The 15004-nt window shown below is 53.1% G+C and carries 13 protein-coding genes; 7 read left to right on the top strand and 6 right to left on the bottom strand.

Annotated features, from left to right (window positions below):
* Nucleotides 1-31 precede the first annotated feature (31 nt).
* On the top strand, nucleotides 32-1462 hold the full coding sequence (melB, locus tag WM46_RS21975; protein ID WP_102603322.1) for a melibiose:sodium transporter MelB: 1431 nt from the start codon (nucleotides 32-34) through the stop codon (nucleotides 1460-1462).
* A gap of 2 nt (nucleotides 1463-1464) precedes the next feature.
* Nucleotides 1465-1719 carry a SemiSWEET transporter gene (locus tag WM46_RS21980; RefSeq protein ID WP_061075522.1) on the top strand — a complete coding sequence of 85 codons (255 nt, stop codon included), beginning with the start codon at nucleotides 1465-1467 and terminating at the stop codon, nucleotides 1717-1719.
* A 92-nt stretch (nucleotides 1720-1811) separates the two neighbouring features.
* Here WM46_RS21980 and fumA read toward each other — a convergent pair whose 3' ends face one another.
* The 5 genes from fumA to WM46_RS22005 all read right to left on the bottom strand — a co-directional run bounded on the left by fumA (nucleotide 1812) and on the right by WM46_RS22005 (nucleotide 8934).
* Nucleotides 1812-3458 (bottom strand): class I fumarate hydratase FumA, encoded by a 1647-nt coding sequence (gene fumA / locus WM46_RS21985; protein WP_061075521.1) that lies wholly within the window; start codon nucleotides 3456-3458, stop codon nucleotides 1812-1814.
* A 76-nt stretch (nucleotides 3459-3534) separates the two neighbouring features.
* Nucleotides 3535-4875 carry an anaerobic C4-dicarboxylate transporter DcuB gene (dcuB, locus tag WM46_RS21990; RefSeq protein ID WP_042999100.1) on the bottom strand — a complete coding sequence of 447 codons (1341 nt, stop codon included), beginning with the start codon at nucleotides 4873-4875 and terminating at the stop codon, nucleotides 3535-3537.
* Between the two features lie 639 nt (nucleotides 4876-5514).
* Nucleotides 5515-6234, bottom strand: a complete 720-nt coding sequence (gene dcuR / locus WM46_RS21995; RefSeq protein WP_061075520.1) for a two-component system response regulator DcuR — start codon at nucleotides 6232-6234, stop codon at nucleotides 5515-5517.
* Nucleotides 6231-7862: a sensor histidine kinase gene (locus WM46_RS22000; protein WP_102603323.1), complete on the bottom strand. Its 1632-nt coding sequence runs from the start codon at nucleotides 7860-7862 to the stop codon at nucleotides 6231-6233. The genes dcuR and WM46_RS22000 overlap by 4 nt, the downstream gene beginning before the upstream one ends.
* Before the next feature lie 121 nt (nucleotides 7863-7983).
* The gene (locus tag WM46_RS22005; RefSeq protein ID WP_102603324.1) at nucleotides 7984-8934 is read right to left on the bottom strand and encodes a nickel/cobalt transporter; all 951 of its coding nucleotides are present in this window, start codon (nucleotides 8932-8934) and stop codon (nucleotides 7984-7986) included.
* Nucleotides 8935-9415: 481 nt separating this feature from the next.
* On the opposite strand from WM46_RS22005, the gene WM46_RS22015 reads away from it, so the two are divergent.
* The 5 genes from WM46_RS22015 to napF all read left to right on the top strand — a co-directional run bounded on the left by WM46_RS22015 (nucleotide 9416) and on the right by napF (nucleotide 14468).
* Complete coding sequence (locus WM46_RS22015; protein ID WP_187394412.1) at nucleotides 9416-11848, top strand: DMSO/selenate family reductase complex A subunit; 2433 nt, start codon at nucleotides 9416-9418, stop codon at nucleotides 11846-11848.
* A 13-nt stretch (nucleotides 11849-11861) separates the two neighbouring features.
* Nucleotides 11862-12488 (top strand): DMSO/selenate family reductase complex B subunit, encoded by a 627-nt coding sequence (locus WM46_RS22020; protein WP_102603326.1) that lies wholly within the window; start codon nucleotides 11862-11864, stop codon nucleotides 12486-12488.
* Nucleotides 12481-13254, top strand: a complete 774-nt coding sequence (locus tag WM46_RS22025; RefSeq protein WP_102603327.1) for a dimethyl sulfoxide reductase anchor subunit family protein — start codon at nucleotides 12481-12483, stop codon at nucleotides 13252-13254. The genes WM46_RS22020 and WM46_RS22025 overlap by 8 nt, the downstream gene beginning before the upstream one ends.
* An 84-nt stretch (nucleotides 13255-13338) precedes the next feature.
* A complete protein-coding gene (locus tag WM46_RS22030; protein ID WP_102603328.1) occupies nucleotides 13339-13935 on the top strand; it encodes a molecular chaperone in 597 nt (198 codons plus the stop codon).
* Nucleotides 13932-14468 carry a ferredoxin-type protein NapF gene (napF, locus tag WM46_RS22035; protein ID WP_061075512.1) on the top strand — a complete coding sequence of 179 codons (537 nt, stop codon included), beginning with the start codon at nucleotides 13932-13934 and terminating at the stop codon, nucleotides 14466-14468. The genes WM46_RS22030 and napF overlap by 4 nt, the downstream gene beginning before the upstream one ends.
* An 85-nt stretch (nucleotides 14469-14553) precedes the next feature.
* On the opposite strand, the gene WM46_RS22040 is transcribed toward napF, so the two are convergent.
* Nucleotides 14554-14775 carry a hypothetical protein gene (locus tag WM46_RS22040; RefSeq protein WP_102603329.1) on the bottom strand — a complete coding sequence of 74 codons (222 nt, stop codon included), beginning with the start codon at nucleotides 14773-14775 and terminating at the stop codon, nucleotides 14554-14556.
* Between the last annotated feature and the right edge of the window lie 229 nt (nucleotides 14776-15004).

Here is a 15004-nt window from a genome sequence, read left to right on the forward strand (position 1 = left end):
GCGGGCGCTGGTAACAGCGACCCGATACCCTATGAGCATCTCTCTGACAACAAAACTAAGTTACGGGTTCGGTGCGTTTGGTAAGGATTTCGCCATCGGCATCGTCTACATGTACCTGATGTATTACTACACCGATGTCGTCGGGCTATCGGTTGGCATCGTCGGCACACTGTTTCTGGTGGCACGAATCTGGGATGCGATTAACGACCCGATTATGGGCTGGATCGTTAACGCCACGCGTTCGCGGTGGGGAAAATTCAAACCCTGGATATTAATCGGAACGTTGACGAACTCCCTGGTGTTGTTCCTGCTGTTTAGCGCCCATCTGTTTGAAGGCACCACACAGGTGGTCTTTGTCTGCGTGACCTACATTCTCTGGGGCATGACCTACACCATTATGGACATTCCATTCTGGTCTCTGGTACCGACCATCACGCTTGATAAACGTGAGCGTGAGCAACTGGTGCCGTTTCCTCGTTTCTTCGCCAGCCTGGCAGGATTTGTCACTGCCGGGGTGACGCTGCCGTTTGTGAGTTATGTCGGGGGTGAGGATCGCGGGTTTGGTTTCCAGATGTTCACGCTGGTGCTGATCGCGTTCTTTATTGCCTCCACCATCGTGACATTGCGCAACGTGCATGAAGTGTTCTCATCTGACAGACATGCGACGGCCGACAGTTCACGTCTGACGCTTAAATCGATTGTGGGACTGATCTATAAAAACGATCAGCTTTCCTGCCTGCTGGGAATGGCGCTGGCCTATAACATTGCATCTAACATCATTAACGGATTCGCGATCTATTACTTCACGTATGTCATTGGGGATGCAGATCTTTTTCCGTATTACTTATCTTACGCCGGAGCCGCGAACCTGCTGACGCTGGTTTTCTTCCCACGGCTGGTGAAGATGTGGTCTCGTCCTCTCCTGTGGGCCGGTGCATCGGTGTTGCCTGTGGTGAGTTGCGCGGGGCTGTTTGCCATGGCGTTAGCGGGTTATCACAACGCGGCGCTGATTGTGATCGCGGGGATTTTCCTCAATGTGGGAACGGCGCTCTTTTGGGTGCTGCAGGTCATTATGGTGGCGGATACGGTTGATTATGGCGAGTGTAAACTCAACGTGCGTTGCGAGAGTATTGCCTATTCCGTACAGACGATGGTGGTGAAAGGGGGATCCGCCTTTGCCGCGTTTTTTATCGCTGTGGTGCTGGGGATCATCGGTTATACCCCAAATGTCGCGCAATCAGCGCAAACTCTCCAGGGCATGCAGTTCATCATGATTGCACTGCCGACGCTGTTTTTCATCGCGACGCTGATTCTCTATTTCCGCTACTACCGCCTGAACGGCGATACATTGCGTAAAATCCAGATTCACCTGCTGGATAAGTATCGCAAAGTGCCGCAGCCCGACTTGCAACCGGAAACACCTGCAATACCGGTTAGCGCGACTGGCGATGTGAAGGCGTAATCATGGAATGGATTTCGCTAATAGGCTATCTGGCGGCAAGCCTGACCACGCTCTCTTTTTTGCCACAGGCGATAAAAGTCATCACTACCCGTAACACGCAGGGGATTTCTGGCCTGATGTACGTCATGTTTGTCTGTGGGTTAGTAATGTGGTTGATCTACGGATTACTCATTGAGGACACCGCGGTCAGCATGGCGAACTTCCTGACGTTGGTATTTGCCTTGCCGATTCTGGTGATCAAATACCGCAGGGGATAGCGCTTCCTGCCATGAGGGGATAAGAAGTGGCCCGGGGGGATCACCGGACTGCCTTCAAACGTTGAGAGCAGTCCGGTGCCGGGCCGAAGAGGTTATTTCGCGCAGTTAGCGCACTGCTTGTTCACTATCTGCTGGAAGAAATCGTTGCCTTTGTCATCGACCAGGATGAACGCCGGGAAATCTTCCACTTCAATTTTCCAGATCGCTTCCATACCCAGTTCCGGATACTCAACGCATTCCAGATGCTTGATACTCTGCTGCGCCAGGACCGCTGCCGGGCCGCCAATGCTGCCCAGATAGAAGCCGCCGTGTTTCTGGCAGGCATCGGTCACCTGTTGGCTGCGATTGCCTTTTGCCAGCATGATCATGCTGCCGCCGTGCGATTGCAGCAGATCAACATAGGAGTCCATGCGGCCTGCGGTGGTTGGTCCTAATGAGCCAGACGGATAGCCCGCCGGTGTTTTCGCCGGACCGGCGTAGTAGATCGGGTGATCTTTAATGTACTGCGGCAACCCTTCGCCAGATTCGATACGCTCTTTCAGCTTCGCATGCGCAATATCACGGCCGACGATAATGGTGCCGGTCAGCGACAGACGGGTTGAAACCGGGTATTGCGAAAGCTGAGCCAGGATCTCTTTCATCGGGCGGTTGAGGTCAACTTTCACCACTTCGCCTTCACCAGCCTGACGCAGGGCTTCCGGGATGTACTGGGCAGGGTTGTGTTCCAGCTTTTCGATCCAGATCCCTTCGCGGTTGATTTTGGCCTTGATGTTGCGGTCCGCCGAGCAGGAAACACCCATGCCGACCGGGCAGGAGGCACCGTGACGCGGCAGACGGATCACGCGAATATCGTGGGCGAAATATTTGCCGCCAAACTGCGCGCCGAGACCCAGTTTTTGCGCCTCTTCCAGCAGTTCCTGTTCCAGTTGTGTATCACGGAACGCCTGACCGTGTTCGTTACCGGTGACAGGCAGCGCATCGTAGTAATGCGTGCTGGCGAGCTTCACGGTTTTCAGCGTGCTTTCTGCGGACGTACCGCCAATCACAAAGGCGATATGGTACGGCGGGCAGGCTGCGGTACCGAGTGTACGCATTTTCTCAACGAGGAAGTTTTTCAGCTTGCCCGGGGTGAGCAGCGCTTTGGTTTCCTGGTATAGATAAGTTTTGTTGGCGGAACCGCCGCCTTTCGCTACGCACAGGAATTTATACTCATCACCATCGACGGTGTAGAGGTCGATCTGTGCCGGCAGGTTGGTACCGGTGTTCACCTCTTTGTACATATCCAGCGCGGCGTTTTGCGAATAGCGCAGATTGTCTTCGATATAGGTGTTGTACACCCCTTTTGACAGCGCCGCTTCATCACCGCCGCCGGTCCAGACTCGCTGGCCTTTTTTCCCCATGATAATGGCCGTGCCGGTATCCTGACAGGTCGGCAGAATGCCTTTGGCGGCGATTTCGGAATTTCTCAGGAATTGCAGGGCGACGTATTTATCGTTTTCGCTGGCTTCGGGGTCATGCAGAATGGAGGCAACTTGTTGCTGATGTTCGGGGCGGAGCATGAAGGAGGCATCGTGGAAGGCTTGTTGCGCCAGCAGCGTCAGGGCTTGCGGCTCAACCTTCAGTATGGACTCACCTTCAAACTCACTCACGCTGACATAATCGGAAGTGAGCAGGTAGTACTCTGTTTCGTCTTTCCCCATCGGGAAAGGTGCCTGATAGAAGAACGCTTTATTTGACATGTGCTTCCAGCCTATTGATTTCTTTTAATATCATAAGTGACGTACCGCCCGGCGATGGGCGGCACGCGGGAGACCTTTACAGGAATCCGTACATGGCAGCAAAGATCCAGCCAAAGACGCAGGAGACGCTCACGCCAATCAAACCCGGGAGAATAAAGCTGTGGTTGATGACGAAGCGACCAATGCGGGTGGTACCTGAACGGTCGAACTGAATGGCGGCCAGATCGCTCGGATAGGTCGGCAGAATGTAGTAGCCGTAGCACGCCGGGGCAGACGCCACGATGTAGGCCGGGTCAACGCCAATCGCCAGCGCGACCGGAACGATAGCCGCCAGCGCCGCTGCCTGAGAGTTAACGAATTTAGACACCAGCAACAGAACAATCGCATAGGCCCACGGATATTCTTTCACCATGTTACCCAGCACACCTTCGATTTCTGTCATGTGCGCGCCGAACATGGTTTCCGCCATCCAGGCGATACCGTACACCGCCACAATCGCGATCATACCTGAACGGAAGACTTCGTTTTTAGAGATTGAAGCGGGATTGGTTTTGGTCAGGATAATAATCAGCGCGCCGGTCAGCAGCATGAACATCTGGATAACCAGCACCATCGACAGCGCTTTGCCGCCAAATGAAGGGCGAAGTTCAGAGAAGGCACCCAGGATAGCGACGACAGCAATTGCGGCAAGGAAGATCCACATTGCCAGCCAGTTGCTTTTCGGCAACTTTTTGTCCAGCAGCGTAGCGGTGTCGCCATACACGTAGTGATGGTTTTCCGGTACGGAGATGAATTTCTGGAAGTCTTCGTCTTTATCCAGATCTTTACCACGGAACCAGCTGAAAATACCGATCGCCAGAATACCAATCAGCGTGGACGGGATAGTGATCGCCAGCAGGTCGAGGAATTCGAGGTGCTTGCCTTCAAACGTCACGTTACCCAGCATGGCAACCAGAGACACCACCGCCACCGATACCGGGCTTGCGATAATCCCCATTTGCGCGCCGATGGAGCTGGCGGCCATAGGACGTTCCGGGCGAATGTTATTTTTAATCGCAACGTCGTAAATGATTGGCAGGATCGTGTAGACCACGTGGCCGGTACCGCAGAGGATAGTCAGGGTACAGGTGACGAACGGGGCAACGATAGAGACATATTTCGGGTTGCGGCGCAGCAGTTTCTCGGCGATCTGCAACATCACATCCAGACCACCGGAGGCCTGTAGTGTTGCCGAGGCCGCGACCACGGCGATGATCACCAGCATGACGTCAACCGGTGGCTTACCCGGCTGGAGGTGGAAAACGAAGACCAGAATGACCAGGCCGATACCGCCTAACAAACCCAGCGCGATACCGCCCTTTCTGGCACCATAAAACAAACATATTAATATTATGAGAAGTTGTATACTAAATAGCATTTATTTACCCTCGCGATAAAACCAGTCAATTTTGATAAATGGATCACAGCCATGTTCTGTTTTTTGTGAAGTGGGCGCAGAGCCTGGCTAATATTCGTTTCGTCTGAAAGTGTGATTAGTTTCTAAACATCGAATAAAAGTTTTTCATAAGGACAGGAAAACTCTCATCGTTTTCTTTCAGGCTGTTTTCAGAGAGCAAGACTCCCTGGCGATGGGTAGTGTTGAAAAAAGGAGAGCAGAGGCAGGTTCGGGATCTTTTTTTGTATCTTTATGAAAATTATGAACATATCATCTGCTCACAGAGTGTGCTTATCCGTAAGATGTAGCATGAGCTCCGTTGCTACCGTTTATCGTTTTTGTTAATCCGTCCGGTTATTTCCGGACTACTCCTTTGTGATTAAAAATACACACTCTGCGTAAGGGATAATACTTTATTAACTTTTGTTAGCGTTTTTGAAATTAAAAACAATGGCATGTCAGGTAATAATAACGCATTGAAAAATGAGAGATGATGCAATTATATTTGATCTGGCACAATTTCTGGATTTTCAAAAAGTAACCTTAACCTTTTTATTTTTTCATTATTGTAATAATTGTTACCAATATATAACGAAATAACGCAAGGTTAAGATTGATCTTCTACTGGCAATATTGCTTAAGTAAAGAATAATGTTCTGCCTGAATACGGTAGCGGTAAACTGGCCTGCCCGTGACGCCATAATGAATACTGGTGACCAGAATATGACAGTTAACCAGCCAGATAAGGTATTTGCGGCAAGAGACGCGAGAGATATTCACCGCATTCGCCAGCTCATCGGTTGAAAACTCATAATCCTGATGTGCGTCGATCCACTGACACAGCGTGCGCAGCGTCTGCGGCGTCAACCCTTTCGGCAGGCGGCGGGTGTCCTGCTCATTGGACGCATTGCCGTGAATCAGTTGGTCCAGCTCTGACTGCTCATAATACTGGTGCTTATCCATGTCCCTTTTCTTTTGCAGCCAGCTGGTGAGGGCTTCCTCAAAGCGTGAGGCCTGAAACGGCTTGATTAAGTAATCAACAACGCCGTAGTGCAGCGAATCCTTTATCGTCATGGCATCGGCGGCAGACGAGATGACAATGACATCGCTTTTGCAGCCCGCGGCATGCAAAAGCGGGAGCAGGTCCAGCCCGTTCTCTTTCTGCATGTAAATATCCAGCAGAATCAGGTCAATCTGAACATCGCTATGAAAAATAACCTCTTTGGCTTTTTCCAGCGTTGAGGCGGTTCCGCAGCACTGAAAACCGGGGATCTGTGCGACATAGCGGCGGTTTAACTCCGCGACCATGGCGTCGTCATCGATAATAAAGACATTGATCATGTGCTGGTCCTCTCCCCATCCCAGGGTATTTGTACAAAAAATTGTGTGAAAACGCCAGGTTCGGATTCCACAAAAATATTGCCACCAAGACTTTCAACTTGTTGTTTAACAAGCGCTAAACCAACGCCGCGTTCAGTTCCTTTAGACGAGACGCCTTTATCAAAAATCGCGTCAAGGCGGTGCGGTTCAATGCCGGGACCATCGTCACTCACTTCACAATGTAGCCAACCATTGCGATAGTATAAGGAGACGCTGATCTCACCTCCTGACTGCTGTGCTAACGCGTCGATCGCGTTTTCAATCAGATTTCCGAGTGCGGTAATCAATACCGCAATTTGATCTTCATTGCCGCTGTCCGGGACCTGGCTGTCATGGCTAATCACCAGTTTGTGCCCTGAATCGGATGTGCGATTAATCTTACTGAGTAAAAAGCCTGCAATGACCGGCGATCTAATTTTGCCTAACAGTGAGCCGATCTCTTCCTGATAGTTGTTTGCCGTCTTAATAATATAGTCTTCAAGCTGCTTATAACTCTTCAGATGTAACAATCCCAGAATCACATGTAATTTATTCATGAATTCGTGGGATCGTTCACGGAGTGAGTCGGCATAGTTCACCATGCCATCAAGTCGTTGCATCAACTGGCGAACTTCTGTTTTGTCCCTGAAGGTGGAGATCGCGCCAATAATCTTGCCGTCGCTGCGAACCGGGACGGTATTAATGAGCAGTAACCGGTCCTTGATGTTGATCTCTTCATCGCGGTGCGACGTACCGTCGCGCAGCACTTCGCTGAGATCCACTACCTGCGACCAGGCGTGGCTGAGCGTGGAAAACTGGGGGTCGTCCTGTGACTTACGGTAGTTCAGCAACTCCTGGGCGGCCTCGTTGATTAACGTCACTTCGCCTTTGTCGTCAACGGCAATGACCCCCTCTTTGATTGACTGCAGCATCGCCTGACGTTGTTCAAACAGGGTGGAAATTTCATACGGTTCCAGGCCAAACAGGATGCGTTTGAGCACTTTCACCAGCCCCCATGTCCCCAGCAGGCCAACCAGCACGCCAAAAAGTACGGACCAGATGATGCTGCCGCGGCTGTTGTTAATCTGTTCGGTAACCCGACTCAGTTCCAGACCGATCGACACCACCCCAATCTGGCGGTGATTGTCGTCATAAATGGGGGTGAAAACGCGCAGCGCCTGGGCGAGAAAGCCCCGGTTGATGGCGATATTCTCTTTGCCATCCAGCGCCAGCAAAATATCGTCGCCCTTAAATGGTTGTCCGATGCGCTGGGCTTCCGGATGAGAGTAACGCAGGCTTTTCATGTCGGTGACAACAATGAACAGCATATCGTTACGCTTACGCACCGCTTCGGCAATCGCCTGAATCCCACTCTCCTCGGGTTTTTTCATCAACCCCTCGCGGATTTCCGGCGAGTCTGCCAGCGTCCGGGCAACGGCCAGCGCCTTGTCTGCTAATGCATCGCGCGTCATGTGGCTGATTTGTGAGAAGTAGAACAGGTGTACGACCAGCAAGACAGAAAACAACACGGCGCTGACCATCAATATCACCGTCGTACCGAGTTTCATCGGCCGTTCACGTAGCTTGCGGCAAGGCAGGGAGTGTCTCATGGTGGTCCCGGGTTCACAGTTCGTGTGGGTATTATCCCTATTGGGACGCGTAATTCAAAGGTGGCAGGGAAATTCACTGGCGCAGGTGTGCCATTATCGGATAATTATCGCGCATACCCGCTCAGCAACCTGCGGCGATATAATCGCCGTTCGCGCTTATCGGGATCACCGTTAAAAACAGGATTGTGGCAAAAAGAATCAGCACCACACCGCCAACCATTTTCGCCGCAGGTGCAAGCCATTTCAGTGCTGGATGTCCTGTACCGAACCACGAGAGCGTCTGATTTCGGGCATAGCGTACCGCCAGAGACAGACCCATGATCGACAGCGCGGTGCCAAAGGACATGGTCATCACCGCTGCTATACCCCAGGTGACGATACCGAGAGCATTGGAAAACAGCAGGATCATGATCGCCCCGCTGCAGGGCCGGGCGCCGATGGCGAGAATCACCCCCAGTCGGGTTTTCCAGTGACCGTCCACCAGCGTCTGTCCGACGCCGTGATGCCCGCAGCCGCACTTCTCGTCATGACTGTGCAAGGGAGTGAATCGGGTGAAGGTTATCGGGCGTAAGGATTTAAGTGCCTGATAAATTAGAAACGCGCCGAATCCGGCGATCAGCCCTGCGCTGATTTTCTCTACGTACCATCGGCTGGCGCTCAAGTCGCCGGATGCGAGGTTAAAGCCAATTGCGAGAATAAACACAAACAGAATCGCGCAGACTCCTTGCATCAGGCTGCCAACAAAGGGCACGACCCGCGCGGCCAGCAGGCTTTCTTTATTGGTGCTCAGATAGGTCGTCACGATGAACTTTCCGTGTCCCGGTCCGATGGCATGCAGTACGCCGTACAGAAAGGCCCCCGTCAGTAACCAGAAACCGCCGCTGTACTGATGATTATTTAGCTGCAGCAGGTACATCACCAGATAACGATGCAGGGTGATTTGCGTCGCCAGACACCACTGAATAAACGCTCCCCAGTGCAGATGCAGGGTATAGCCGATCCCAAACAGCGTCAGCGTCAGAAGTCCTGCCAGTGACAGGCGCAGAGAGGGGTGGCGTCCGGATACGATCATGATTCAGTCTGGCTATGGGGATGATGAAACAGTATAGCCAGTTTACGGTAAGAACCCAGTTCACGCAGAAGGCTTTCTCCTTTTTGTATAACAAAAAATTATATTTTTGCGAAATTATCATAAAAAATTATATGTTTCTGAACGCCTGGAATATTCCTTTCGTCCAGGAATAATCTTTTTTGCACGCGCCACGAGAATAAGAATTTTATTGCGCTTGCCTGACGGAATATATATGCGTAGTATATTTAAGTATATAGCGATCATGCCGCTGTTGTTCTATTTTTATCTCTTGTTTGTTTCCAGAAATGCCATGTTCAGTTAAATCACTGCTTTTTATCAGATGAAAAATGATAAGAATGTCATGATTTTCCCTCTTTATTTTTCCATAAAAGTTCGTTTGATCATAATCAACCATCAGCCGTGTCTAGCCCTTTATGATTACTCATTAATAATAACTATGGATGCAATGTGAGAAATAAAGATGGAAATAAAAAAGTGGCTAAACACAACACTGTCCCGACGGGATGCGGTGACAGGCACCGCAAAAATAGGTGCCGCCGTTGCGCTCAGTAACGCGATTACATTGCCTTTCTCTGCCACCGCGCAGGCCGAAACGACCGACGCGCCAACGCAAGGTGGCAATGGCGAAACCGTTCGCCACAGTGCCTGCCTGGTCAACTGCGGCAGTCGTTGCCCGCTGAAAGTGATCGTGAAAGATGACCGTATCGTGCGTATTGAACCGGAAGACGCAAAAGACGACGCGGTATTTGGCGAACACCAGATTCGTCCGTGTTTACGCGGCCGTTCCAGTCGCTGGCGGGTATATAGTCCGGACCGCATTAAATATCCGATGAAACGCGTAGGTAAACGCGGCGAAGGGAAATTCAAACGTATTTCCTGGGACGAAGCGACAGCATTTATCGCTGCAGAATTAAAACGCGTGACGGAAAAATATGGCCGTGAGGCAATTTATTATAATTATCAGTCGGGCGCTTATTATCATACTCAGGGCACGCCTGCCTGGAAACGTCTGCTGAATCTTACCGGCGGCTATTTAAATTATCATAACACCTATTCCACGGCGCAAATTGCCACCGCAACGCCCTATACCCACGGTGTGTATGTCGGGAGCCACTTTACGCAAATTGCGCATTCCGATCTGGTGGTGTTGTTTGGTCTGAATTTGTCTGAAACGCGCATGTCCGGTGGCGGACAGGTGGAAGAGTTACGTCGTGCGCTGGAAGCCTCAAAGGCGCGGGTGATTATTATTGATCCGCGTTATACCGACTCGGTGGTTACCGAGCATGCCGAGTGGCTGCCGATTCGCCCGACGACCGACGCCGCGCTGGTGGCCGGTATCGCGCACACGTTGATTACCGAACAGTTGATCAATGAAGCCGAGGTGAATAAGTACTGCGTGGGCTATGACAGCAGCACGCTGCCCGAAGGCGCTGCGCCGAATGCCAGCTATAAAGACTATGTGACCGGTAAAGGTGATGATGGCATCGCTAAAACGCCGGAGTGGGCGGCTGAGATCACCGGTATTCCGGCGACGCGCATTCGCCAACTGGCGCGCGAAATCGCTTCGGCTCGTGCCTGTTACATTTGTCAGGGCTGGGGACCGCAGCGTCACGCCAACGGCGAGCAAACCGTGCGCGCCATTCAGACGTTACCCGCACTGACGGGCCACTTTGGCCTGCCGGGAACCAACAACGGTAACTGGCCTTATGGCACCCCCTATGGCGTGCCGCTGTTACCGATTTTGACCAACCCGATCAAGACCTCTATTCCGTGCTATCTCTGGACGGATGCGATTCAACGCCCGGAAATGATGACGGCCACCACGATGGGCGTGAAGGGGGCGGATAAACTGAAAACCGGCATTAAGCTGTTCTTTAACCAGGCCGGTAACACGCTGCTGAACCAGCACGGTGAAACCAACCGCACGCGCAAAATTCTCGCGGATGAAAGTTTGTGCGAAACCATTATCGTCATTGAAAACCACATGACGCCGAGCGCGAAGTACGCCGATCTCCTGCTGCCGGAAACCAGCTATCTCGAAGCGGAAGATCTGGTGGACAGTTCCTATGCCACGGGTTCTCACAACTACATGATCGCCTTACAGAAAACGGTCACGCCGATGTGGGAAGTGCGTAGCACCTACGATATCTGTGCCGATATCGCCGGCCATCTGGGGCTGCGTGAGCAGTACACCGAAGGACGGACACAGGCGCAGTGGGCAGAAATGCACTATCAGCAGATCCGTGAAAAACGTCCATACCTGCCGGATTGGCCGGTGGCGAAAGAGATGGGGGTCATCGACCAGCGTATCGCGACAGACAAACAGAGCCTGGCGTTTGCTGATTTCCGCGCCGACGCCGTGGCCAATCCGCTGACCACGCCGTCCGGCAAGATTGAGATCTACTCGCAAGCGCTGGCCGATCTCGCGAAAGCGTGGACGCTGCCGGAAGGCGATCGCATCCCGGCGGTACCGGAGTTCTGCGCGGTGACAGAGTCGCATCTGAACAAAGCGCTGACCGCGAAGTATCCGCTGCAGTTAAGCGGTTTTCACACCAAAGGCCATACCCACTCAACCTATACCAACGTGCTGATGTTGCATGAAGCGGTACCGGATGAAGTGTGGATCAACCCGATAGATGCCAGCGCGCGTCAGCTGAACTCTGGCGATCTGGTACATGTGTTCAACGATCGCGGCGTGGTGGCGATTCCCTGCAAGGTGACTCAGCGCATTCTCCCGGGCGTAGTGGCGATGCCACAGGGGGCGTGGACCCGTCTGGACAGCAACGGTGTGGACGTTGGCGGGTGCATCAACACCCTGACCAGTCATCTGCCGTCGCCGTTGGCGAAAGGGAACCCGCAGCATACCAACCTGGTTGAAATCAAACGCGCTTAAGGAGTGATCCGCAATGAAACAGTATGGCTTTTATGTTGACTCCTCGCGCTGCTCAGGCTGTAAAACCTGCCAGGTCAGCTGTAAGGATAATAAAGATCTGGACGTCGGTCCAAAATTCCGCCGGGTCTATGAATACGGCGGCGGAAGCTGGGTGAAAGAAGGGGAAAGCTGGCACAACGACACCTTTACCTACTACCTCTCTATCGCCTGTAACCACTGTGATGAACCCGTCTGCGTATCAGGCTGCCCGACCGGCGCGATGCACAAGCGTGAAGAAGACGGTCTGGTGCTGGTCGATGACAGTATCTGTGTCGGTTGCCGCTATTGCGAAATGCGCTGCCCGTATGGCGCGCCGCAGTTTGATGCTAAGGCCAAAGTCATGCGCAAATGCGACGGCTGTCTCGACCGACTGGAGCAGAATCTGCGTCCCATCTGTGTGGATTCCTGTCCGCAGCGAGCGCTGGATTTCGGCCCAATCGATGAACTGCGCGCGAAGTACGGCAACGAGAACGAAATTGCGCCGCTGCCCGCCGCGTCGTTTACCCATCCTAACCTCATCATTAAGCCGCATCCGAAGGCCAAACCTACGGGCGACAAGGAAGGGGCCATTATGAACATGGGAGAGGTGCGCCATGCATGAGTTACCGCTGGTCTTTTTTACCGTCTTTACCCAAAGCGCAGTCGGCGCATTTATTCTGCTGCTGATTGGCGGCACTCTGGGGCAGATCGAGGCGCGACGGATGGCCATCGGCCTGTTCTCCGTCATGTGTCTGTTTGGGGTTGGGGTACTGCTGGGGGTTATCCACGTCGGGCAACCGCTGCGTGCGCTGAATATGCTGCTGCGCGTAGGGCATTCGCCGATGAGCAACGAAATTGTGCTGTCGGCAGTGTTTGCCACGCTCGGCGGGCTGGGTTCTCTCGGTCTGCTGCTGAACCGTGGCGCGACCGCGCTATGTAAAGCGCTGGTGTGGCTGGCTGCGGTGGTGGGCGTGGTCTTTATACTGGCGATCCCGCAAATCTACCAGTTGCCGACGGTGGTCACCTGGCGCACCTCGTATACGACGGTGATGATGGTGCTGACGCCGCTGATTGGCGGCGGCATTCTGGCCGGCCTGTTCGGACTGCGTCTGGGCCTGCTGGTCAGTGTGCTGGCGATCCTCGCCAGCTTCTGCCTGCGTCCGGGGTATATGTCGACGCTGATGAGTGCGGACGGCGCGTTAACGGCGGCGCAAACCAGTTGGTTTACCGCGCAGGCGGCGCTGCTGGCGGTGGGCATTATTGGGGTGGTGACCTGGGCGCGACTGAAGTCCAGCGTCACCGTTCTGGCGATGACCGCCGTGGTTGTCATCGTGGCTGAGCTGGTGGGCAGGATTGCGTTCTACAATCTGTGGACGTTACCGATGTAAGCCTCATGGGCCGGACCGCGTGTCCGGCCCCGCCGTCTGGGCGAACATTAACCGCCATCAGGCACTTTTTCAGGAGTATCCAACATGCCATCCAGTGCTGTATTACCGAGGATCCTTGGTGCACTGTTTTACTACTCCCCCGGGCGACCGGAGGTGAAAGCGCTGTTTGACTGCCTACCTACGCTGCCCGATCTGTACCCGTGGCGCGATCCGGCGCAGATGACCAGGCTATGTGCCGACTGGCCGTTGCCGGATGCTGATGACCTGGCGTGGCAATTTTCCGTGCTGTTCGAGGGGCAGGGCGATATGCCCGCGCCGCCATGGGGCTCCGTCTGGCTGGAACGCGATAATCTGCTGATGGGCGATACCACCGCGGAATACCGCGCGTTTTTACAGTCGCAGGGAATGGCGTTTGACTCGCACCAGAGCGAACCCGAAGATCAGTTTGGCTTGATGCTGTTAGCCAGTAGCACGCTGCTGGAGGCCGGTAAAGACGCGGCGGTGAATCAGTTATTCGAAGTGTATCTGCTGCCGTGGGGATATCACTATCTGGAACGAGTGCAGGACAGCGCGGTGAGCCCGTTCTATGCGCGTTTAGCCGCTGTAACGGCGTGTTATCTGCAGGAGATGGAGCAACAGCGTGCGTTGCAACCTGCGGTGAAACGGCTGTACTTCGGATGAACAAGTCAGAGAAATATTATCAGGCGCTGATGACGCATCGGCACGTCAGTCGGCGTGGGCTGTTTCGCGTGTTTGTCAGCGCGGCAAAGCACACTGCGCCGGAGAGCGCACCGGTGCCTCAACTCGCGCATCCACTGCCGCCAGGAGCGGCGCCTGATGCGCAGTTTATCGCGCAATGTACCCGCTGCAATCAGTGTATCGATGCCTGCCCGATGGGAATTCTGACCCGTCACGAAGACGGCTACCCGCAACTGGCGATAGAGTATGCCAGTTGCGATGGTTGTGGGGCGTGCATTGACGCATGCCCGAGTGGCGCGCTGTGCGTACAGGTTCGTTTTGATACGGGTCTGCGCCCGACGTTCAGCGCTGCCTGCGTTAATCCGGTGCGCTCGTGCAACCAGTGTGTTGAGGCGTGCCCTGAGCTGGCCTGTACCCTCGGCGCGACGGGGATCCCTGTGCTGAACAGCGAGCGCTGTACCGGCTGCGGAGAATGCCGGGTACAATGCGGCGTTGATGCCGTCAGCCTGAGATAATCTTTCCGCCCGGATTTGCGAGGCGGCTTTTTCCTCCTTTATAGGTTTTGAATCCTTTGTCATCGCATGGGTGAATGATGAAGGGTCATTGCACACCTACGGCCGCAAGACCGATGCCTATAAGATTTTCGGGAAATGCTCGATAAGGGGAATCCGCCCGACGACTGGCTAAGTTTGCTTCAGGCTTGTCAAAACGACGGGAAGGAACATCCCTGAGCTCTGCTGTTGTTATTTTGACCTTAACTATTCCAATAATTTCCTGAATAACTATTTTGTTTCCGGTATTATCGGGAATTATCTTAATCACCTCGCTGTTTCTCTAATTTATTTTACTAAAAATCCATCGTGTATTTCGGATTAATCGCGCGGTTTCGCGAGATATAAACCCACCTTTCCTTTCCCTGCGAGTTAACAATGCGTATCTATTCCACAGCAAATGTAGTGCTTTGTGTGGAAATTTTGATTTGGTAGCATTTTCATCAGTTCGAAGGAGTGGTGATAATTAATATTATTGCAGTTTTAATTATTACCAGGAC

The sequence above is a fragment of the Citrobacter freundii complex sp. CFNIH2 genome (assembly GCF_002880615.1).
GTDB lineage: Bacteria > Pseudomonadota > Gammaproteobacteria > Enterobacterales > Enterobacteriaceae > Citrobacter_A > Citrobacter_A amalonaticus_F.

What these genes read in the sequence shown, in the direction of transcription:
- melB (WP_102603322.1), top strand. Translation starts at nt 32, where the DNA reads ATGAGCATCTCTCTGACAACAAAACTAAGTTACGGGTTCGGTGCGTTT.
- WM46_RS21980 (WP_061075522.1), top strand. Translation starts at nt 1,465, where the DNA reads ATGGAATGGATTTCGCTAATAGGCTATCTGGCGGCAAGCCTGACCACG.
- fumA (WP_061075521.1), bottom strand. Translation starts at nt 3,458, where the DNA reads ATGTCAAATAAAGCGTTCTTCTATCAGGCACCTTTCCCGATGGGGAAA.
- dcuB (WP_042999100.1), bottom strand. Translation starts at nt 4,875, where the DNA reads ATGCTATTTAGTATACAACTTCTCATAATATTAATATGTTTGTTTTAT.
- dcuR (WP_061075520.1), bottom strand. Translation starts at nt 6,234, where the DNA reads ATGATCAATGTCTTTATTATCGATGACGACGCCATGGTCGCGGAGTTA.
- WM46_RS22000 (WP_102603323.1), bottom strand. Translation starts at nt 7,862, where the DNA reads ATGAGACACTCCCTGCCTTGCCGCAAGCTACGTGAACGGCCGATGAAA.
- WM46_RS22005 (WP_102603324.1), bottom strand. Translation starts at nt 8,934, where the DNA reads ATGATCGTATCCGGACGCCACCCCTCTCTGCGCCTGTCACTGGCAGGA.
- WM46_RS22015 (WP_187394412.1), top strand. Translation starts at nt 9,416, where the DNA reads ATGGAAATAAAAAAGTGGCTAAACACAACACTGTCCCGACGGGATGCG.
- WM46_RS22020 (WP_102603326.1), top strand. Translation starts at nt 11,862, where the DNA reads ATGAAACAGTATGGCTTTTATGTTGACTCCTCGCGCTGCTCAGGCTGT.
- WM46_RS22025 (WP_102603327.1), top strand. Translation starts at nt 12,481, where the DNA reads ATGCATGAGTTACCGCTGGTCTTTTTTACCGTCTTTACCCAAAGCGCA.
- WM46_RS22030 (WP_102603328.1), top strand. Translation starts at nt 13,339, where the DNA reads ATGCCATCCAGTGCTGTATTACCGAGGATCCTTGGTGCACTGTTTTAC.
- napF (WP_061075512.1), top strand. Translation starts at nt 13,932, where the DNA reads ATGAACAAGTCAGAGAAATATTATCAGGCGCTGATGACGCATCGGCAC.